Here is a 21253-nt window from a genome sequence, read left to right on the forward strand (position 1 = left end):
CCTATCGCGCGCGGGCGCTCTGGTCCGTCGATGCCCTTTGCGCGGTCCCGGCCAGCCGGTCATCGACCGCATACAGCGTGCAGGTCGGCGACCATTTCATGCAGGCGCCAAGCGAGTCGCGCCGGGCGTCGTCGACCGTGGCGCGCCCCGAGCGCCAGCCGTAACCGCCGTTCGGCGACACCGCAAAAGCCTTGTGCGGCATGGTGCTGGCGAGATAGCGCGAGAATTCGGCGCGCGCGGCCTCGTTGAGCTGGCTCGGCGGCGGCAGTGGATCGGGCGGGCTCAACATGTCATGACCGAGCCCGCGCTCGCGCAGGAAGGCGTCGAGATACGGCGTCCATTGCGGCCGGCCCACCACCGAATAGAGATAGTGGCCGTCGTCGCCATAGGGCGGCGCCGCGATGAATTCCGCGTTACCACCGTTGCCGCGAAATCCACCATAGAGGCGGCGCGCGAGATCGGGACCGAAGAATGAATCGTTGCTCGCATAGACCCACAGCATCGGCACGCGTGACGTCTTGCCGAACGTGGCAAATGCCTGCACCAGCCCATCCTCATTGCAGACGTCGTCGTCATCCCGCGAGCCGCGGCCGCCGGCAAAGCTGATCCCGGCGACGAGACCTGCGGGCGCCTGCGCGGTCAGCGCGACGGTGGCGAGCCCGCCGGCGGAATGGCCGGCCGCGATCATGCCCGATGTCGTGACGTCGGCCCTGCGCCCCATCGCGTCGATCGCCGCGCGCAAATCCGCGACCGCGACCGCCGCCGCCGGCAGATAGGCGGCATTCGCGCAGCCACCGACGCTGTCGACGCGCCCGCCGGGCGAGGTGCCATAGCCGCGCCGCATCACGATCAGCGCGGCAAAACCGCGCCGGGCATATTCCAGCGCGATGCCGTAATATTTATGCGCCGACATGGTCGCGCGGTCCTCGAACTTGCGCGGCGAGCCGTGGCTGAGCAGCGCGAGCGGATAGCGCTTCGTTCCGGCCGGCCGGACCAGAAAGGCCTCCAGCCCCTGCGGCCCGGCCTCCGTCATCGGAATGCGCAGGTCTTCCGTGTAGAACTCCGCAGCCATCGCATTGGGCACGATGCCGGCCGTCGCAAGCCAGGCCATCAGAAGAACCAAGAGCCTGTGAAACAACGTCATGCCCCGACTCGAAAAAGCCCCGATCTGAAAGACCATAGCATGATCTCAGGAACGGCCAGCCCGTCGCGCGTGTTGTGCTCTTGGCGGGGGGCTGCCCGATGCTATGCTGCTCCGCAATCTCTGGACGACAGGACGAGGATATTTCAGTGGCTGATGTTCATCCCGCGGCGGGCAAGCTTGTCTCGCCGGACGCGCTCACCAACGTTCCGCGGCTGGTGACGGCCTATTTCGCCGGCAAGCCCGATGTCGGCGATCCCGCGCAGCGGGTGGCGTTCGGCACCTCCGGCCATCGCGGCACCTCGTTCAAGAACAGCTTCAACGAGGGCCACATCCTCGCGACCACGCAGGCAATTTGCGACTACCGGCGGGAAAAGGGCCTGACCGGCCCGCTCTTCATCGGCATCGACACCCATGCGCTGGCCGAGCCGGCGCTGGTCAGCGCCATCGAGGTGTTCGCGGCCAACGGCGTCGACATCATGATCGACAAGGACGGCGGCTACACGCCGACGCCGGTGATTTCGCACGCGATCCTGACCTACAACAAGGGCCGCAGTAGCGGCCTTGCGGACGGCGTCGTCGTCACGCCCTCGCACAATCCCCCCGAAGACGGCGGCTACAAATACAATCCGCCGCATGGCGGGCCGGCCGACACCGATGCGACCTCCGTGATCGAGAAGCGCGCCAATGCCTATCTCGCCGACGGCCTGAAGGACGTGAAGCGCATCGATTATGCCAAGGCTCGCAAATCATCGAACGTCCACGCCTACGACTTCATCACGCCCTACGTCGCCGATCTCGGTAATGTCGTCGATCTCGATCTCGTCAAATCCGCCGGCATCAATATCGGCATCGATCCGCTCGGCGGCGCCGCCGTGCATTACTGGCATCCGATCATCGAACGCTACGGCCTGAAGGCCACCGTCGTGAACGAGGCGATCGACCCGACCTTCCGTTTCATGACGGTGGACTGGGACGGCAAGATCCGCATGGATTGCTCCTCGCCTTACGCGATGGCGAGCCTGATCGCGATGCGCGACCGCTTCGACGTCGCCTTTGCCAACGACACCGATGCCGACCGCCACGGCATCGTGACGCGGAGCAACGGATTGATGAATCCGAACCATTATCTTGCGACCGCGATCGCCTATCTGTTCGCGCACCGCCCGCACTGGGGCAAGGATGCCGCGATCGGCAAGACCGTGGTGTCGAGCTCGATCATCGACCGTGTCGCCAAGAAGCTCGGCCGCAAGCTGGTCGAGACGCCGGTCGGCTTCAAATGGTTCGTCGACGGCCTCGTCAGCGGCAGCTTCGGTTTCGGCGGCGAGGAGAGTGCAGGGGCCTCGTTCCTGCGCCGCGACGGCACGGTGTGGACCACCGACAAGGACGGCATCATCCTCGGCCTGCTCGCAGCCGAGATCATGGCGAAGACCGGCCGCGATCCCAGCCAGTTCTTCAATGATCTCACCGCCGAGCTCGGCGTGCCCCACTACGCGCGGATCGACGTCGCGGCCACGACGCCGCAGAAGAACATCCTGAAATCCGTCACGCCCGAGCAGCTCGGCCTGAAGGATCTCGCCGGCGATCCGGTTCGCTCAACCCTGAGCAAGGCGCCGGGCAACGGCCAGCCCTTCGGCGGCATCAAGGTCGAAACCGATTTCGGCTGGTTTGCCGCAAGGCCCTCCGGCACCGAGGATGTCTACAAGATCTACGCCGAGAGTTTTCGGAGCACCGAGCATCTGAAGCGGATTCAGGAAGAGGCCCAGGCCGGGCTGGCGAGGGTTTTCGGGGCGTAAGGCGTCGAGGCAAGCGCCTCTTCTCAGACTGGTCCTGCAAGGGAGGGCTCGGGGAGGGCTAGCCGTATCCTGAGCTGTCATCACCCGCGAAAGCGGGTGATCCAGTACTCCGCGGCCCTGCTTGTGTGAACCCAATGTCCGCCGCGGCGTACTGGATTCCCCGCCTTCGCGGGGAACGACCTGCGGTTATGTGTGTATACATTAGATTGCATATAGGTATTATAATACGCGCTTTTCGGCCTTGAACGATTCTATCCCGCTGCTATTGTATACATAGCGCATACATAAGCCTTGGGAGATCGCCGGTGACAAAACCCTTCCCGATGAACGCCTGGTACGCCGCGGCCTGGGACGCTGACGTCAAGCCGGCGCTCTTGCCGCGGACGATCTGCGGCAAGCATGTCGTGATGTACCGCAAGGCCGATGGCTCGGTGGCCGCACTGGAGGATGCCTGCTGGCACCGCCTGGTGCCGCTGTCCAAGGGCCGGCTCGAAGGCGACACCGTCGTCTGCGGCTATCACGGCCTGAAGTACAATTCGCAGGGGCGCTGCACCTTCATGCCCTCGCAGGAGACCATCAATCCGTCGGCATGCGTGCGCGCCTATCCCGTGGTCGAGCGTCATCGCTACATCTGGCTCTGGATGGGCGACCCCGCGCTGGCCGATCCCGCGCTCGTCCCCGACATGCACTGGAATCACGATCCGGCCTGGGCCGGCGACGGCAAGACCATCCACGTCAATTGCGACTACCGCCTCGTGCTCGACAATCTCATGGACCTCACCCACGAGACCTTCGTGCACGGCTCCTCCATCGGCAATGATGCGGTCGCCGAAGCGCCGTTCGACGTCACCCATGGCGAGAAGACGGTGACGGTGACGCGCTGGATGCGCGGCATCGAGGCGCCGCCGTTCTGGGCCAAGCAACTCGGCAAGCCCGGCCTCGTCGACCGCTGGCAGATCATCCGGTTCGAAGCGCCATGCACCATCGCGATCGACGTCGGCGTGGCGCCGACAGGCACCGGCGCGCCGGAAGGCGACCGTTCGCAGGGCGTCAACGGCTTCGTGCTCAACACCATCACGCCGGAGACCGAGAAGACCTGCCACTATTTCTGGGCCTTCGTGCGCAACTATCAGATCGGCGAGCAGCGCATCACCACCGAGATCCGCGAGGGCGTTTCCGGTATCTTCCACGAGGACGAGCTGATCCTCGAAGCGCAGCAGCGTGCGATGGACGAGAACCCCGATCGCATCTTCTACAATCTCAACATCGACGCCGGCGCGATGTGGACGCGCAAGCTGATCGACAGGATGGTGGCGAAGGAAAACCCGCCGCAGCACCTCCAGGCTGCGGAGTAAGCTGATATGGCCGAACGCGAGGTCGACCGCTCCGTCTCGCAGACCGTGAAGGCGCAGCTCGCGTTGCGCGACCAGCTCCTGTCGGGGGCGTTGCGCCCGGGTGAGCGCATCTCCGAGCTGCAGGCGGTGGAAACCACCGGCGCCTCGCGCACGCCGGTGCGCATGGCGCTGGTGCGGCTGGAGGAGGAGGGCCTGCTGGAGGCGATCCCCTCCGGCGGCTTCATGGTGAAGGCATTCTCCGAGCGCGACATTTCCGATTCCATCGAGCTGCGCGGCACGCTGGAGGGGCTGGCCGCGCGCTTCGCCGCCGAGCGCGGCGTCTCCGCGCGCGAGCTCGAGCCATTGAAGGAATGCCTTGCCGCGATCGACGAGCTGCTGCGCCAGGTGCCGATCTCGATCGAGGCCTTCTCGTCCTATGTCACGCTGAACGCGCGCTTCCACGCGCAGCTCACCGAATTGTCGCGCAGCCCGCCTTTGATCCGGCAGATCGACCGCGCCTCGGCGCTGCCGTTCGCCTCGCCAAGCGGCTTTGTGATGGCGCAGTCGGCATTGCCCGAGGCGCAGCAGATCCTGATCATCGGCCAGGAGCATCATCGCGTCGTGATCGACGCGATCGAGAATCGCGAAGGCGCCCGCGCCGAAGCGGTGATGCGCGAGCACGCGCGGCTCGCGGTGCGCAATTTGCGGCTCGCGCTGCGCAACCGGACCCATCTCGACCTCTTGCCGGCGCTTGCGCTGATCAAGACCGCAAACGACTAGGGGAGTGCCATGCGCTTCATCGAAACCTGGATTCCGGCGACGCTCGTCTCGACGCGCGATCTCGCGCCCGGCATCCGCGAATTCCTGATCCGGCCGGATCAGTTCGACGGCGCGGCCTATCCGGTCGGCAGCCACATCAACGTCAGTGTGACCATCGACGGCCTGCCGGAGACGCGGTCCTATTCGCTGGTCGGCGAGGTTTCTCCGCGCGGCTTGCGGATCGCGGTGCGTCGCGCGGAAGATTCCCGCGGCGGCTCGCGCTACATGTGGCAGCTCAAGCCGGGCGCGCGGCTCGACATCACGCAGCCCGCCTCGCTGCTCGCGGTGGATTGGGCGCGTGAAAACTATTGCCTGATCGCCGGCGGTATCGGCATCACGCCGATCCTCGGTGCCGCACAGGCGCTGGCCCGCCGCGGCGCGAATGTGACGCTGCATTATGCGGTGCGCTCGCGCTCTGAGGCGGCCTATCTCGACGATCTCACTGATGCGCTGGGCGATCGCCTGGTCGTTCACGCCAGCGACGAAGGCGGGCGGCTCGATCTCGACGCGCTGTTCGCCTCCGTGCCCAAGGGGACGCTGGCGCTGTTCTGCGGCCCGATGCGGATGCTGGATGCCGCACGCCACGCCTGGATCGGCGCCGGCCATCCGCTTCCCGATCTCCGCTACGAGACTTTCGGCTCCAGCGGGACGCTGCCGACCGAAACGTTTCGCGTGCGCCTGAAGGACACCAATGTCGAGCTCGAAATCCCGCGCGAGCGCTCGATGCTGGATGTGCTCAATGCGAGCGGCCACGACGTGATGTACGATTGCAAGCGCGGCGAGTGCGGACTGTGCGCCATCGACGTGGTCGAGGTCGACGGCGAGATCGACCATCGCGACGTCTTCTTCAGCGATCACCAGAAGCAGAGCAACCAGAAGATCTGCGCCTGCGTCTCGCGCGCCCGCGGTACCATCACCGTGGATACGTTGCTGCGGGCGGATGCGGTCTGAGAGGCGTGTACCCCATCCGATAGGTCCGCCCGCGGGAGCGGACAGGTTCGGTTCGCCCTGCGGGTCGGATAAGGGCCCACAACCGGACCAACGCGGAGGTTTGATCTAGATCAATGCTGCGACTCTTTAGCGAGGGTCGATCGGTAGGGGGGCTTGTTGCAATGGAGCAAGCCATGACAAATCTAAAAGTTCTCGGCGCAATCGTGATTGCGGCATCAGCCCTGTCCAGCTCTGGTGCACTGGCGCAGGCGGCCCTTTCCAATCCTGACTTATGCCAAGCTGAATTCGCGACCTGCACGGGTCTTGGAACCGGTAGCACCCCCACCGGCAACTATCGATATCGGCAATCAACTCCGCGAACGGCATATCGGCAGCCGGTGGCGCCGGTCGCGACCGTCGGCAACTGGGGCAATTCCTACGCCATGTCGTCCGGCGAGATGGGCTGGCACGGCGACTGGAATACGTATGCTGCCCGCAACGGCATCGTCTGCCGGCCCGGCACCTATTTCAAGGGTGCTGACGGTCTCCTGCATCTCTGCCAATAGGCGATCCATGCCAACCCAGGCGGTTCGCCAACGCGCCGCCTGTTTCACGACGGACTGCGATTTTTTTCGAAGTTTGCAATCCATGTCGGGCATCACGACTGGGTGAGGGTGCGGCCTCCGGATCGAGGGTCCCCGCACCATCACCAGTGCTTCGACCCGCCGCCTCCACCCGGACTTCGCAGGCAAGGCCATGTGTGGACGCCGATGACGTGGACTTAACCACCAACGGACTTCGCCAGGCTTTCCAGGTTCTGCGGCCGCACCTCAATCAAGCCGTGCCGCGGAGCATCGATATCGGCGATCAGGAGGAAGGCAAAGGAGAAGATCAAAGGCAGGACGAACACCAGCCATGCCCCGCTTTTGGCGCTTCGCGATCGATAGCCCATTAGCGCGTTGGAGCATAACGCCATGACCGCCATGAGATACCACGCGGCGATGGGGATCCGGTTCCAGAATGCGGCCTGCGTATAGCCTTGCGAATTGATCACGTCGTTCATGCCGGCAAGTGCCAGCGCCTCGACCGGCGTTGGCTGAGCCGCCGCCGACGTGCGGACCGCAGACCAGAGATCGGCCTGCAACTGGGCCGTCCGCTCGTCGATCCGCTTGCGCTGATCATCGTCCTTGTTGAGATAGAACTCGATCCGTAGGCGGGTGTATTCCGCGAGAATCTTGCGAACGTTTGCGGCACTGGCGGAAGGCAGCAAGTCGGCGCGCAACATTTCGGTTCCGATCGCGTTGGCTTCCGCCTCCTCGAAATGCTTGCGCTGGTCATAGCGATTGATCGCCATGGAAAAACTGAAGCCGATGATCAGGCCGAGCAGCGTCAGGGTGGCCCCAAGGATGACATTGAGATGCTCGTTGTGTTCGTGGTCGGTGTCAGGATTGCGCCGGCGCAACCAGGCGCCCGCCACTGCGACGGCAGATAGCGCTACGAAAGAAACCGCGAACAGCAAAAGAGGGTAGTGCGTCAGATTTTCCATGGCCAGCCCGCCGTTGGGCCACCATCCTATTCCGAAATTGGAGGTTTCCCTACGCCGCCTGGATCGCCCGAAGCTTCTTCGGGTCGAGCAGCGCCAGAACGTCCTCGGCCGACACCGGCCGGCTGATCAGATAGCCCTGCACTTCGTCGCAACTGAACTGGCGCAGATATTCGAGCTGGTCGGTGGTCTCGACGCCTTCGGCAACCACGCCGATGCGCAAATCGCGCGCCAGCGAGATCACCGACTTCACGATCGCGGCGCAGTCGGGCTGCACCAGCATGTCGCGGATGAAGGACTGGTCGATCTTGATGCGGCTGAACGGCAGCTTGCGCAAGTACGTGAGCGAGGAGAAGCCGGTGCCGAAATCGTCGAGCGCCACCGTGATGCCGAGCTCGAGCAGCGCGTTCAGGATTGACGCCGCGGAGCCGTATTTCGACAGCAGCATCGATTCCGTGATCTCGATCTCGAGCCGGTGCGGCGCGACCTTCGCGTCGGCGAGCGCCTGCACGATGATCTGCAAAATGCCGGTGTTGTGAAACTGCGCCGCGGAGAAGTTCACGGCGACCCGGATGTCCTCGGGCCAGTCCGACAACGTCACGCAGGCCTGCCTGATCACCCATTCGCCGATCTCGTGGATCATCCCGGTCTCCTCGGCGATCGGGATGAATTCGCTCGGTGGCACCAGCCCGCGCCGGGGATGCTGCCAGCGCAGCAGCGCCTCGAAGCCGGTGATGCGGTTCTCGGCGAGATCGAGGAACGGCTGGAACACCAGGAACAGCTCATTGCGCGCGATGGCGCGTTCGAGGTCCGCCTGCAGGGCCTTGCGGTCGCGTGACACCCTGTCGTCGCTGGCCTCGAAGAAGCAGACCGTGCCGGGACCCGCCTTCTTGGCGCGATAGAGCGCGGCGTCGGCGTTCTTCATGATGTCGAGCTGCGTGGTGCCGTCGCGCGGTGCCAGCACGATGCCGACGCTGGTCGCGCCGACGATCTGGCGGCCCTCGATCTGGAAGGCCTCGGTGAAGGCCGCGACGAAGCGTTCGGCGATCTCGAGCGCATCCTCCGGCCGCGCCAGATTGGCCATCACCAGCGCGAACTCGTCGCCGCCGATGCGCGCGACGTGCTCGGCCGCGCGCGTGCAGCGCTGCAGGCGGCTTGCGACCTGGACCAGGAATTCGTCGCCGGCGGGGTGGCCGAACTTGTCGTTGACCTCCTTGAAGCGGTCGAGGTCGAGCAGCAGCACCGCGAATTCCTCGCCTGATAGTGCCAGCCGCTTGAGCGCGGCCTCGAGTGTCTCGTTGAAGGCGAAGCGGTTGGGCAACAGCGTGAGGGGATCCTGACGGACCGTGCGCTCCGCCTCGATCTGCCGGATCACGCGCCGCGCGAACGCGAATGAATTGACGAACACCGCGCGCAGCAGCACGCTGCCGTAAACCACCACCAGGATGGCCATCAGCACATAGGCGGGATCGCCGTCGCGGCCGAGGCAGATGGCGATGCCGACGAAGATGGGGCTCGTGAAGGCGATGGCCGCAATCGGGATCGTGGCGAAGGCCAGCGCGCCGCCGGCCAGCATTCCCGAGCAGAGGCAGGTGATGACGAGCTGGCCGCCTGTTGCGGCATTGTCGAAGAAGGCAACCGGGACGATGCCCCAGGCCACGCCGAGCACGAAGGCGTTGCGCACCAGCCGGTGCATCGCCCGGCGCGAGACGAATTGCGGTTTTGTGACGCGGCGCGAGGCGTGGGATTGCAGGCCGAACGCGATCGCGGCCCCGGCCACGATCACGGCCCAGGCCAGCGCAAACTTCCAGTCCGGCGAATGCCACAGCGCGATGGCGAGCACGGCCGCGTTGCAGGCGTTGGCCAGCATGATGCCAACGGAATAGCCGAGCACCAGTGACATCTGGTCGGCGCGGATATGTCCGGCGACGGCTTCGTCGGTTGCAGGACCGCCAAAGGCCGACAGATCGCCGGCGAACAGCCGGGCGACATAGCTGGTCGTTTGAGTCCGCATTCCAGGGCCTAGCAGCATGGGCCGTTCTTGTTCGGCTCGATCGGGAGAATTCGCCGCAAACCTTTGACGAACTATGAATTATCCCCGTTCACCACGCCCGCCGTGACCACTTCTGCGTGTTCGCGCGCAGTATCGATAACAAATCGATACAAATGCGGCGCCTCGCGTTACGGCTGTAACGCGAGCGACATGTCTGCGGCCAACTCCGCTGTCATGCCCCGGCTTGACCGGGGCATCCAGTACGCCGCGGCCTGTCGATTCAATCACAGTCAACTCGGAATACTGGATCGCCCGGTCGAGCCGGGCGATGACAGCGGTGTGCCGGGTTTGCGTATCACCGCCCCAGCTGCTTCGGATCGTAATAGAACCGTTCCTCGATCAGCTCGTCGCCGCACCAAATCTGTCGCGAATTCTCATCCCGCGCACGAATGTCGCTGCATCACAGCCTCGTGCGTCGAAATACGACGGCTGGTATCTGATTGCCACGCGGTGTTGCTCATTAGACATAGTGTGAACTTAAGGTTCCATTTACTCTATCTAGACGCGATTTTTGGAATTTTGGAATTGCCGGTGGTTGGAATGGGAATGAAGCGTCTGCTGCTCGCGACCTCGGCATTGGCGAGCTGCCTGTTTTCAGCTTCGGCTCAGGCGCAGAGTGTGTGGCACGGCTTCGGCAACTCGACAGCCACCAGCGATTACAATCTCGACACGAACTGGTCGAATCCGCCGGCGGGCGCTCCGCCGATCAATGCCGGCCAGTCCGCTCAATTCAACGGAGGGGGCAGTGCGACCATCACGGTCACTGCCGGCCCGATCACCCCGGATTCGTGGACGTTCGGAGCAAACGCCAGCAACTATGCCGTGTCGGGCTCCGACGTGAACTTCAACGGCGCCGGACCGAACCTCGTCAACAACGCCAATACCAATCAGAGCATCTCGATCAGCAACAACATGACGGGAGCGGGCATCTCACAGGCCGGCGCCAGCACGCTGACGCTGAGTGGGACCAACTCGTTCACGACGACGAGTGTCTCGGCCGGCACCTTCGTCAACAGCGGCACCCTGACGTCTGCCGTGTCCGTTACGAATATGAGCGCGACCTACGACAACACCGGCACGCAAAATGGCGGCCTCGCCAACAATGGCGTCACGCACAATTCGGGCACGCTGAACGGCGGTCTGACCAACTTTTTCGGCTACATCCAGACGGCCGGTTCAACCAATGGCGGGGTGACCAACATCGGCTCGATCGGTGCCCATGCCGGCGCGTTCAACGGCGCGATCGACAACAGCACCGGCGGCCTCTTCGAAATCTTCGGGACGGTCACCAGCGACAGCACGTTCACCAACAGCACCGCCTCGTCTGTCCTGTTTTTTTCCACCGGCTCGTACACCGTCGCAGGATTGATCACGAATTCGGGCACCGATCCGGCCGGAGGCATCGTGGTGAACGCGGGCACGACTCTCAACGCCAATGGCGGCCTGACGAACAACGCCAGCGCGACGATCGTCAACAGCGGCGGTACCGTGACCGGCAACCTGAGCAACGCCGGCATCGTCACCAACAGCGGCGCCATGGGGCCGGTGACCAATACCGGATCGTTCGACAACCAGAGCGGCGGTTCGATTACGACGCTGAGCAACAGCAGCGGCACCTTCACCAACGCGAGCGGCGCGACGGTCTCCGGCGCGGCGACGATCTCCGGCGGCACCGTGACTAACGCCGGCACGTTTTCCAGCACGCTCGGCCTGACCGGCGGCACATTCACCAACAACACCGGCGGCCAGGTTCAGGGTGCGACCACCAACAACGGTGGCACGGTGAATAACAATGCCACCATGGCTGGCGTGACCAATACCTCCGGAATTTTCAACAACAACAACGGCGGTTCGGTCACGACGCTGAACAACAACGGAGGCACGTTCACCAACGCGAGCGGCGCAACGGTCTCCGGCGCGGCCACCGTTTCGAGCAGCAATGTCTTCAACGCGGGAACGTTTGCCAGCACACTTGGTCTGAGCGGCGGCGGCTTCATCAACAATTCGGGCGGCCAGGTGCAAGGAGTTACCACCAACAACGGTGGTTCGGTGACGAACAATAGTGGTGGCGCCTTCGCCGGTGTAACGAACACGAGCGGGACCTTCACCAACAACGCCGGAGGCTCAATCGGGGCGCTGACCAACAATGGTGGGACATTCCTTAATACCGGCGGCTCCGTTTCGGGGGCGGCCACGATCTCGAATGGTACCGTCACCAATTCCGGAACGTTCGCCAGTACCCTTGGGCTGACCGGGGGCACCTTTAATAACAATGCCGGCCAGGTCCAGGGCGCGACGACAAACAATGGAGGCACCGTTGACAACAATGCCGCCATGGCGGGCGTGACGAACACGTCAGGCACCTTCACCAACGACATCGGCGGCTCCATCACGACGCTAAACAACAACGGCGGTACCTTCAGCAACTCCCTTGGTGCAACGGTTTCCGGCGCAGCTACCGTTTCGGCCGGTTCGGTTGGCAACAACGGCACGTTCTCCAGCACGCTCGGCCTGACGGGCGGCACGTTCACCAACAATAGCGGCGGCCAGGTCCAGGGCGCGACCACCAACAACGGCGGCACGGTGAACAACAATGCCGCGATGGCCGGCGTGACCAACACGACAGGCATCTTCAGTAATAATAGCGGCGGTTCGATCACGACGCTGAACAACAACGGCACCGGCAGTTTCAGCAACGCTATCGGCGCAACGATCTCCGGCGCCGCGACCGTCTCGGCGGGTACCTTGACGAACTACGGTACGGTAGCCAGCACGGTCAACCTGACGGGCGGCAACCTCAACAACTTCAACGGACAGATTCAGGGCACCACCACCAACAACGGCGGCCTTGTGAACAACAACGCTGCCATGGCCGGCGTGATCAACACTTCCGGAACGTTCAACAACAACAATCTCAGTTCGATCACGACGCTGACCAATAATGGAGGCAGTTTCCTCAACTTTGGAACGGTTTCCGGTGCGGCGACGATCTCTGCGGGCAGCGTGATTAACGGCGCCACATTCTCCAGCACAGTCGGCATGACAGGCGGCACGTTCAACAACGGCGGCACGATCAGTGGAGCGGTGACGATCGCAGGCGGCACGATGTCCGTGACCGGCAGTGGCACCATCGGCGGCGCGGTGAGCCTCACCAACGCGGCGGGCACGCTCGATATTTCCGGCGTCACCACCGGGCTTTCGGTTGCAGGCCTCTCGGGTGTCAGCGGAAGCACCGTGAACCTCGGCGCCAAGACGCTGACGATCTCGGGTGGCACGCAGGTCTTTGCCGGCGCGATCCAGGGCAGCGGCAATCTGATTATTTCCAGCGGCGTCGCAGAGGGGTTGACGGGCATCAGCGGCTACACCGGGACGACCACGATCAACGGCGGCCTGCTCATGGTCAATGGCTCCATTGCCAGTTCGTCGATGACGACATTGAACAGCGGCTCACTCCTGGGCGTCGGCACCGTCGGGAATCTCACCGTCAACGGTGGCCTCTTCACGCCTGGCGGCGGTGTGGTCGGCGGGTCCATGACCGTCTCCGGAAGCCTCGTCCTGGCGGCGGCCTCGACTTACCTGGTGGAAGTGACACCGGCGACATCCACCTCGGGCATCGTGACCGGCAACGCAAATCTCGGCGGCGCGACCCTGGGCGCCAACTTTGCCGCCGGCAGCTACGTCGCCAAGAAATATACGATCCTGACCGCCGGCAGCATCACCGGCACGTTCAATTCCACCGTCTCGAGTCTTGGCCTGCCGTCAGGCTTCAGCACCAGCGTGAGCTACGACGCCACCCACGCCTATCTGAACCTCGTGCTGAACTTTGCGCCGCCATCGGGCAGCCTGAACGTCAACCAGCAGAACGTCGGCAACGCGGTCGTCAACTTCTTCAACACGACCGGTGGGATCCCGATGGCGTTCGGCGGCCTGACGCCATCAGGGCTGACGCAGCTCTCGGGGGAGGTCGGCAGCGCGCCGTTGCAGTCGACGTTCAACGCGATGACCCAGTTCATGGGCGTGATGACGGACCCGTTCGTTGCCGGCCGCGGCGATCCCGTCAGCGCCGGCGGGACGCCGAATGCCTATGCCGAAGAGAGCATGGCTTACGCCGCGACCGGGAAGGGCCGCTCGGCGAGTGCACGCGATGCCTTCGCCGCCTACACCAAGGCGCCAGTCGCGCCGTCCTTCGAGCAGCGCTGGAGCGTCTGGGCGGCCGGCTTCGGCGGTTCGCAGCAGACCGACGGCAACAATGCGCTCGGCTCCAACACCACCACGAGCAGCCTCTACGCCACCGCGGTCGGCGCGGATTATCGCTTGTCGCGCGACACGCTGCTCGGCTTCGCGCTCGCCGGCGGCGGCACCAATTTCTCCGTCGCCAACAATCTCGGCGGCGGCCGCTCGGATCTGTTCCAGGCTGGTGCCTTCTTCCGCCGCAACGCAGGCCCCGCCTACATCACGGGTGCGCTGGCCTATGGCTGGCAGGACATCACGACCGACCGCACCGTGACCGTTGCCGGCGTCGATCGCCTGCGCGCCGAGTTCAACGCCAATGCCTGGTCGGGTCGGCTCGAAGGCGGCTATCGCTTCGTATCGCAAGGCATCGGCCTGACGCCCTACGCAGCGGCGCAGGTCACGGCCTTCGATCTGCCGGCCTATGCCGAACAGGCGATCAGCGGCAGCAACCAGTTCGCGCTCGCCTATGGCGCCAAGAGCGTTACGGATACCCGCAGCGAGCTCGGCCTGCGCACCGACAAGGCGTTCGCTCAGAACGACGGCATCGTCACGCTGCGCGGCCGTGTGGCCTGGGCACACGACTTCAATTCCAACCGTGCGATCGGGGCCACGTTCCAGACCTTGCCCGGCGCCAGCTTCGTCGTGAACGGTGCGGCGATGGCATCGGAGACGGCGCTGGTCACCGCATCGGCCGAGAAGAAATGGCTCAACGGCTGGGCGGCGGCTGCGACCTTCGAGGGCGAATTCTCCAACGTGACGCGCAGCTATGCCGGCAAGGGCGTTGTGCGTTACGCCTGGTGAGAATGGGCGTTAACGCCCGAGCTGCTTCGGGTCGTAATAGAACCGCTCCTCGATCAGCTTGTCGCCTTGCCAGGTCTGCCAGGCGATCTCCTCCAGCGTCCGCGTGACGCCTTCGGCGTTGGTAAAGCTGAAGATCCAGCGCGAGGCGACGTTGTCGCCCGCGATCAGGCTCGGCCCGAGGCGCACGGCCTTGACCTCCTTGAAGGCGGCGAGCACGCCGCGTTCCTTTGCTGCAAGCTTGTCCCGCCCGACCGTCGGCGACGCGTTGTTCTCATAGGTCGCCGCGTCAGGCGTGTAGAAATTCTCGATCGCGCCGACGAAGTCTCCATCCTCCAACCGCTTCGCAAACGCTTCGACGATGTCACGGCTCGGCATGACGCACCTCACGATTAAAACCGACTGATAGTCGGTAAATACCGACCGATGGTCGAAAAGTCAACTGGCCGCTTGTGGCGAATTCAATTAGAGACTGAAGGGATGAGACTCGGCTGGCGCCCCGACGGAGGTGCGTTCCCTCCCCCCTTGCGGGGGAGGGCTAGGGAGAGGGGTAGCCCAGCAAAGAGCGCCAATTGTCGAAGATTCACCGAGCGGATGCACGATCGATGGAATCCCCGTGTGGCACCCCTCTCCCTGACCCTCCCCCGCAAGGGGGGAGGGAACGGACAGAGCGCTGCTCGTGGCCGAACGCGCTTCGACTTCAACCCATCACGCATTAGACGAGACCCATGGCGAAGCAGGCGGAGCGGCGGGCAGCGACATCGGAGGCGATCCTGACCGCGGCGTGCCGCCTGTTCGGGACGCAAGGATTTTCCGCCACCACCATGGACGAGATCGCGGAGGGCGCCGGCATCGCCAAGGGCGCGGTCTATCATCACTTCAAGACCAAGGAGGCGGTGTTCGAGGCCGTTTTCGACCTGGTCTCGCGCGACCTCGTTGCCGAGATCGACAGTACCGCGCGCGCAGAGAAGGACGTGCTCGCCGCGATGGTCGCCGGCACCCAGCATTATTTCGCCGCGACCGCGAAAGGTCCGACCGGCCAGATCATCCTGCGCGACGGCCCGGCCGTGCTCGGCTGGGAGCGCTGGCGCGAGATCGACGCCAAGCACTTTGGCGGCAAGCTGCCGCGCGCGATTGCGGCGGCGATGGAGGCTGGCCTGATCGCGCGACAACCGGTCGAGCCGCTGGCGCGGCTGCTGCTTGGCGCGGTGACGGAGGCGGCGGTTGCCTGCGCCGGGCGCGCCGATATCGCAAGGGCAGGGGCGGAATATGCCCGTGCGTTCAAGTCGCTGGTCGAGGCGCTGCGTCTGCGCGCATGATTGTGCTAATCACGCAACTGGAAACGCCCACACCAACAAGAAGAAGCGTAGCGCATGAACGCAAATTCCTCCCTTACGCCATCCGATCCCGAATTCGATTACATCATCGTCGGCGCCGGCTCCGCCGGTTGCGTGCTGGCCAACCGGTTGTCGGCGAACGGCAAACATTCGGTGCTGCTGCTCGAGGCCGGCCCGAGGGATTCCAACATCTGGATCCACGTGCCGCTCGGTTACGGAAAACTGTTCAAGGAAAAGACCGTCAACTGGATGTACCAGACCGAGCCGGAGCCCGAGCTGAAAGGCCGGCAAGTGTTCCAGCCGCGCGGCAAGACCCTCGGCGGATCGAGCTCGATCAACGGACTGCTCTATGTCCGCGGCCAGCACGAGGATTACGATCGCTGGCGCCAGCACGGCAATGCCGGCTGGGGCTATGACGACGTGCTGCCCTATTTCAAGAAGGCCGAGAACCAGACGCGCGGGGCCGATCAATATCATGGCAGCGGCGGGCCGCTGCCGGTCTCCAACATGGTCGTGACCGATCCGCTGTCGAAGGCGTTCATCGACGCCGCCGTCGAGACTGGTCTGCCTTACAACCCCGATTTCAACGGCGCCACGCAGGAAGGCGTCGGCCTGTTCCAGACCACGACGCGCAACGGCCGCCGCGCCTCGACGGCGGTGGCCTATCTGGGCCCCGCGAAGACGCGCGGCAATCTCAAGGTCGAGACCGAGGCGCTCGGCCAGCGCGTGCTGTTCGAGGGTCGCCGCGCCGTCGGCGTCGAATACCGGCAAGGCACCACCGTGCGCCGCGCGCGGGCGCGCAAGGAGATCGTGTTGTCGAGTGGCGCCTACAACTCGCCGCAGCTGCTTCAGCTCTCCGGCGTCGGTCCCGCCGATCTGCTGCGCAAGCACGGCATCGACGTCGTGCTGGATGCGCAGGGCGTCGGTCACGACCTCCAGGACCACATGCAGGTCCGCATCGTGATGCGATGCTCGCAGAAGATCACGCTGAACGACACCGTCAACAATCCGCTCCGCCGCACGCTCGCCGGTGCACGCTATGCCCTGTTCCGGAAGGGCTGGCTGACGATCGCGGCCGGCACGGCCGGCGCGTTCTTCAAGACCAATCCGCGGCTGGCATCGCCCGATATCCAGGTGCACTTCCTGCCGTTCTCGACCGACAAGATGGGCGAGAGGCTGCATGATTTTTCCGGTTTCACGGCGTCGGTCTGCCAGCTCCGGCCCGAAAGCCGCGGGTCATTGCGCATCAGGAGCGCGGACCCGACCGTGCCGCCGGAAATCCGCATCAACTACATGTCGACCGAGACCGACCGCACCACCAACGTCGAAGGCATCAAGATCCTGCGCAAGATATTGAATGCGCCGGCGCTGAAGGCGTTCGTGGTCGGCGAGTACGATCCTGGCACGAAGGTATCCACGGATGCCGAGATTCTGGATTATTGCCGCGAGCGCGGCAGCACCATCTACCATCCGACCTCGACCTGTCGTATGGGCAACGACGCGCTCGCGGTGGTGGACCAGCGGCTGAAGGTGAGGGGGCTCGACGGCCTTCGAATCGTCGACGGCTCGATCATGCCGGACCTCGTGTCGGGGAACACCAACGCTCCGATCATCATGATCGCCGAAAAGGCCTCCGACATGATATTGGAGGATGCGCGGTAAATTCGCGCCTCGAAAGGACGAAGACTTGGCTACGCGATTCAAGATCGGCACACGTAAGAGCGCGATGGCGCTGGCGCAGACGGAAGAGATTGCGCGCCGCCTGACCGCCGCCATGCCCGGTCTCGACGTCGAGATCGTCAAGTTCGACACCACGGGCGATCTCGACCAGACCAGCAAGCTGTTGCCGCATGGCGGCAAGGGCGGGGCCTTCGTGGCGCAGATCCGCGCCGCCGTGCTGTCGGGCGAATTGCAGGCGGCGATGCATTCGCTCAAGGACATGCCGGGCAACGAGGATACGCCCGGCCTCGTCATCGGCGCCACGCTGTCGCGCGATCGGGCCAGCGATGCGCTGGTGCTGCGGGACGGCGTGACGATCGAGGCGCTGCGCCAGTCGCGCGGCAAGGGTTTTAAGATTGGTACTAACGCCGTGCGCCGCGCCGCTTACGCGCGGCGGCTGTTTCCTGATGTCGAAGTGATCCACTTCCGCGGCGCCGCCGACACGCGCGTGCGAAAACTCGACAATGGCGAGATGCAGCGCTTGCCGGATGGCGGCGCGGTGGGGCCGGCGGATGCGCTGATCATGGCGCGCTCGGGCCTCGACCGCGTCGGCCTTGCCAGCCGCATTGCCTACGAATTCACCGCGGCGGAGATGTTGCCCGCGGCAGGCCAGGGTATCGTCGCGGTCGAATGCGCCGCGCAGGACTGGCAGACAAGACAGATCCTTTCATCGATCGACGATCCCGCCGCGCACGCCTGCGCCGATGCCGAGCGCGAGGTGCTGTGGGTGCTGAACGGCCATTGCAATTCGCCGGTCGCGGGCTTCTCGACCATCGCAGGCGATCAGATGTCGCTCACCGCGTCCGTGCTCGACCTTTCCGGCAACACCATCATCGAAGCTGCGCGCACTGGCCCTGCGAACCGTCCACGCGAGCTCGGCCGTGCCGTCGGACTGGATCTGCTGGACAAGGGCGCCGCCGAGATCATCGAGCGCAGCCGGCCGCGCTAGAGCGCGACCTCCGCGCTACGGCGGCTCTCGGGTCGACTCGCCTTTAGGAAAGATTCCGGAGCGCCGCCAGGAGTTCCTTTGCCATCGGGCCTGCGGAGGCCGGATTTTGGCCCGTTATCAGTCGACCATCGACAACCACCTTTGGCTGCCAGTTTTCCGTTGACGAATAGTCCGCGCCTTCAGCCCGGAGCGCATCCTCAAGTTCATACGGGACATCATCGCGGGCGTAGTCGTATTCTTCCTTCTTCGAGAACGAGGTGAGTTTCTTGCCGCGCACGAAGGGAACGCCGTCGCCAAGGTCTACGCCGAGCAGCGAGCACGGGCCATGACAGACGGCCGATACGAATTTCCCTGTGGTCCAGGAACGAGCGACGGCTCTTTGGACTTCGGTATTCCGCGCGATATCGACCATCGGTCCGAGGCCGCCGGGAATCAGGATGGCGTCATAGTCCGCGGTATCGACCTCCGATAACTTACGGCTCCGATTGAGACGACGGAAAGCCTTGCTTTCGAAAAAGGTCTTCTGGGCCTCATCCTTTTGGTCGTAGGCATCGTAGGGTGTCCATCCGCCTGCAACGGACGCGAACTCCACCGCGATCCCCGCCCCGTCAAGCACCTCAAAAGGATGAGCGACTTCAGCAAAAAAGAAACCGGTCTTGCGATTGTTCGGCCCGATGATGGCTGCATTGGTGACGATAAACAAAACATGCTGAGTCACGGTGCGGCCCCTCTATCGATTTCTAAATTCCATGCGCTTCGTTTATGGTTGTGTTAGTCCAGTGTGGCAGACACCATCGGACCGATATTTCAAAAAGGAACGGTCGCTGCTGCCTCGGCAGGCGACCCGATGTCGCAGACCGCCGCCGTGCTCGACCTCTCCGGCAACACCATCATCGGAGCCTCGCGCACAGGCCCCGCCAATCGCCCGCGTGAGCTCGGTCGTAGTGTCGGACTGGATCTGCTGGACAAGGGCGCCGCCGAGATCATCGAGCGCAGCCGGCCGCGCTGAGCTGGCCTGTGAATTCAAGATCTGCGGGATGATGCCATCCTGCTCCTGTTTTGCCCGACGTGTCAAACCGCAGTGCGATCTGGTGCGATGACAGGCCGGCTGATTTAGCGTGCTCTAAGCCATTGATCTGGCGCGGTCTCTCTACTGTGCATGGGGTTGTTTTCGTGGGTTTTGTTTGAGCCCGTTTAGAGCCGCAACAAATCACCCCCGCACGCGCCTCAGCATCTGCTCGACATGGGCGATCGGCGTCTCCGGCTGGATGCCGTGGCCGAGGTTGAAGATGAAGCGCCCTTGCGCAAAGTTCGCCAGCGTATTGTCGACCGCGCGGTCGAGCGCAGCGCCGCCCGTGATCAGCGCCAGCGGATCGAGATTGCCCTGCACGGCGACGCGGCTCTGCACGCGCTCGCGGATGAAGGCCGGCTCCGCGGTCCAGTCGATGCTGACGGCATTCACGCCGGTCGCCTCGACGTAACCAGGCAGCTGTGCACCTGCGCCGCGGGGAAAGCCGATGATCTTCGCATCCGGCACTTTTGCGCGCACGCCCTCCACGATCCGCCGGGTCGGCTCGACCGACCAGCGTGCGAATTCGGCGGGCGGCAGCACACCGGCCCAGGTGTCGAAGATCTGCAACGCATTGGCACCGGCGGCCAACTGCGCCAGCAGATATTCGATCGAGTTCTCGACCAGCACGTCGATGATTTTCGCAAACGCCTCCGGGTGCCGGTAGGCCATCATCCGCGCCGGCGCCTGGTCGGGCGTGCCGTGGCCTGCGACCATGTAGGTCGCCACCGTCCACGGTGCGCCGCAGAAGCCGATCAGCGCGATTTTTGCATCGAGCGCGCCGCGCACGATCTTGAGCGCCTCGAATACCGGTGTGAGCTTGTCGAAGTCGGCCCGCGCGGCGAGCGTCGCGACCTTGGCCGGATCATCCAGCGGCTCCAGCCGCGGACCCTCGCCGACCTCGAAGCGCACCGAGCGGCCGAGCGCGTAAGGGATCACCAGGATGTCGGAGAAGATGATCGCCGCATCGAAGCCGAATCTGCGGATCGGTTGCAGCGTGACTTCGGCGGCGAGTTCCGGGTTAAAGCAGAGATCGAGGAAGCCGCCGGCCCTGGCGCGCACCTCCCGATATTCCGGCAAATAGCGGCCGGCCTGCCGCATCATCCACATGGGCGGAATGGCCTGCCGCTGGCCGGAGAGCACGTCGATGAAGGGCTTTGTCGCAGACTGGGGCACGAGAAATCCTGATGCAGATTGAGGCCCCTGATACACCGCCCAAGGCCCGAGCGGAACAGGGGAACCAGCGCAAATGCGCCGCGTTGACCTGCCATGGAGGAGGTATCCATGGCTGAGACATTCAATCCCGCGCCGCATGACAAGCACGCCGACGATCTGCGCGAAGCGCTCGCCGCCGATCGCCACACCAAGCTCGACGCCGGGCTGAAGGACAGCTTCCCCGCGTCCGATCCCGTGAGCGCCGCGCAGCCGACGCCGTCGAAGGCCGATGCGGACGCCGACAATCCCTCGCTGTGGGACAAGGTTAAGGCGATCTTCAGCTAGGGCCGCTCTTCAGCGAGGGCAGAGAGCCGGTT

The 21253-nt window shown here is 64.3% G+C and carries 16 protein-coding genes and 1 pseudogene; 11 read left to right on the top strand and 6 right to left on the bottom strand.

Going from position 1 to position 21253, the window contains the following annotated elements:
• Window position 1 precedes the first annotated feature (1 nt).
• Window positions 2–1144: a S9 family peptidase gene (locus tag NLM15_RS09950; RefSeq protein ID WP_254116784.1), complete on the bottom strand. Its 1143-nt coding sequence runs from the start codon at window positions 1142–1144 to the stop codon at window positions 2–4.
• A 146-nt stretch (window positions 1145–1290) separates the two neighbouring features.
• Between NLM15_RS09950 and pgm the strand changes: the two genes are divergently transcribed.
• From pgm to NLM15_RS09975, 5 genes are all read left to right on the top strand, one after another.
• Window positions 1291–2937: a phosphoglucomutase (alpha-D-glucose-1,6-bisphosphate-dependent) gene (gene pgm, locus NLM15_RS09955; RefSeq protein WP_254116785.1), complete on the top strand. Its 1647-nt coding sequence runs from the start codon at window positions 1291–1293 to the stop codon at window positions 2935–2937.
• Between the two features lie 305 nt (window positions 2938–3242).
• Window positions 3243–4292 carry a Rieske 2Fe-2S domain-containing protein gene (locus NLM15_RS09960; protein ID WP_254116786.1) on the top strand — a complete coding sequence of 350 codons (1050 nt, stop codon included), beginning with the start codon at window positions 3243–3245 and terminating at the stop codon, window positions 4290–4292.
• A gap of 6 nt (window positions 4293–4298) precedes the next feature.
• Entirely contained in the window at window positions 4299–5051 is a 753-nt protein-coding gene (locus NLM15_RS09965; RefSeq protein WP_254116787.1) for a GntR family transcriptional regulator, read from the top strand.
• 9 nt (window positions 5052–5060) lie between these two features.
• Window positions 5061–6041 (top strand): PDR/VanB family oxidoreductase, encoded by a 981-nt coding sequence (locus NLM15_RS09970; RefSeq protein ID WP_254116788.1) that lies wholly within the window; start codon window positions 5061–5063, stop codon window positions 6039–6041.
• Between the two features lie 173 nt (window positions 6042–6214).
• A complete protein-coding gene (locus NLM15_RS09975) occupies window positions 6215–6586 on the top strand; it encodes a hypothetical protein (RefSeq protein ID WP_254116789.1) in 372 nt (123 codons plus the stop codon).
• A gap of 215 nt (window positions 6587–6801) precedes the next feature.
• Here NLM15_RS09975 and NLM15_RS09980 read toward each other — a convergent pair whose 3' ends face one another.
• Complete coding sequence (locus tag NLM15_RS09980) at window positions 6802–7566, bottom strand: hypothetical protein (RefSeq protein ID WP_254116790.1); 765 nt, start codon at window positions 7564–7566, stop codon at window positions 6802–6804.
• A gap of 49 nt (window positions 7567–7615) precedes the next feature.
• The gene (locus NLM15_RS09985; RefSeq protein WP_254116791.1) at window positions 7616–9577 is read right to left on the bottom strand and encodes a bifunctional diguanylate cyclase/phosphodiesterase; all 1962 of its coding nucleotides are present in this window, start codon (window positions 9575–9577) and stop codon (window positions 7616–7618) included.
• A 585-nt stretch (window positions 9578–10162) separates the two neighbouring features.
• Between NLM15_RS09985 and NLM15_RS09990 the strand changes: the two genes are divergently transcribed.
• Entirely contained in the window at window positions 10163–14650 is a 4488-nt protein-coding gene (locus tag NLM15_RS09990) for an S-layer family protein (protein ID WP_254116792.1), read from the top strand.
• Between the two features lie 9 nt (window positions 14651–14659).
• On the opposite strand, the gene NLM15_RS09995 is transcribed toward NLM15_RS09990, so the two are convergent.
• Entirely contained in the window at window positions 14660–15025 is a 366-nt protein-coding gene (locus NLM15_RS09995; RefSeq protein ID WP_254116793.1) for a nuclear transport factor 2 family protein, read from the bottom strand.
• A 350-nt stretch (window positions 15026–15375) separates the two neighbouring features.
• Between NLM15_RS09995 and NLM15_RS10000 the strand changes: the two genes are divergently transcribed.
• From NLM15_RS10000 to hemC, 3 genes are read left to right on the top strand one after another with little or no spacing between them, the layout of a single operon-like run.
• Window positions 15376–15966: a TetR/AcrR family transcriptional regulator gene (locus tag NLM15_RS10000; protein WP_254116794.1), complete on the top strand. Its 591-nt coding sequence runs from the start codon at window positions 15376–15378 to the stop codon at window positions 15964–15966.
• A 54-nt stretch (window positions 15967–16020) separates the two neighbouring features.
• On the top strand, window positions 16021–17646 hold the full coding sequence (locus tag NLM15_RS10005) for a GMC family oxidoreductase (protein WP_254116795.1): 1626 nt from the start codon (window positions 16021–16023) through the stop codon (window positions 17644–17646).
• Between the two features lie 25 nt (window positions 17647–17671).
• Window positions 17672–18652 (top strand): hydroxymethylbilane synthase, encoded by a 981-nt coding sequence (gene hemC / locus NLM15_RS10010; RefSeq protein ID WP_254116796.1) that lies wholly within the window; start codon window positions 17672–17674, stop codon window positions 18650–18652.
• Window positions 18653–18695: 43 nt separating this feature from the next.
• Here hemC and NLM15_RS10015 read toward each other — a convergent pair whose 3' ends face one another.
• Window positions 18696–19370: a type 1 glutamine amidotransferase domain-containing protein gene (locus NLM15_RS10015; protein WP_254116797.1), complete on the bottom strand. Its 675-nt coding sequence runs from the start codon at window positions 19368–19370 to the stop codon at window positions 18696–18698.
• A 120-nt stretch (window positions 19371–19490) separates the two neighbouring features.
• On the opposite strand from NLM15_RS10015, the pseudogene NLM15_RS10020 reads away from it, so the two are divergent.
• A pseudogene (locus NLM15_RS10020) lies at window positions 19491–19661 on the top strand (hydroxymethylbilane synthase); the annotation flags it as partial.
• Between the two features lie 201 nt (window positions 19662–19862).
• Here the strand turns inward: NLM15_RS10020 and hemE are convergent.
• Window positions 19863–20897 (bottom strand): uroporphyrinogen decarboxylase, encoded by a 1035-nt coding sequence (gene hemE / locus NLM15_RS10025; protein ID WP_254116798.1) that lies wholly within the window; start codon window positions 20895–20897, stop codon window positions 19863–19865.
• A gap of 108 nt (window positions 20898–21005) precedes the next feature.
• Here hemE and NLM15_RS10030 point away from each other — a divergent pair, with 108 nt between their 5' ends.
• On the top strand, window positions 21006–21221 hold the full coding sequence (locus NLM15_RS10030; protein WP_254116799.1) for a hypothetical protein: 216 nt from the start codon (window positions 21006–21008) through the stop codon (window positions 21219–21221).
• Window positions 21222–21253: the final 32 nt, after the last annotated feature.

Source organism: Bradyrhizobium sp. CCGB20, assembly GCF_024199855.1.
Taxonomy (GTDB): Bacteria; Pseudomonadota; Alphaproteobacteria; order Rhizobiales; family Xanthobacteraceae; genus Bradyrhizobium.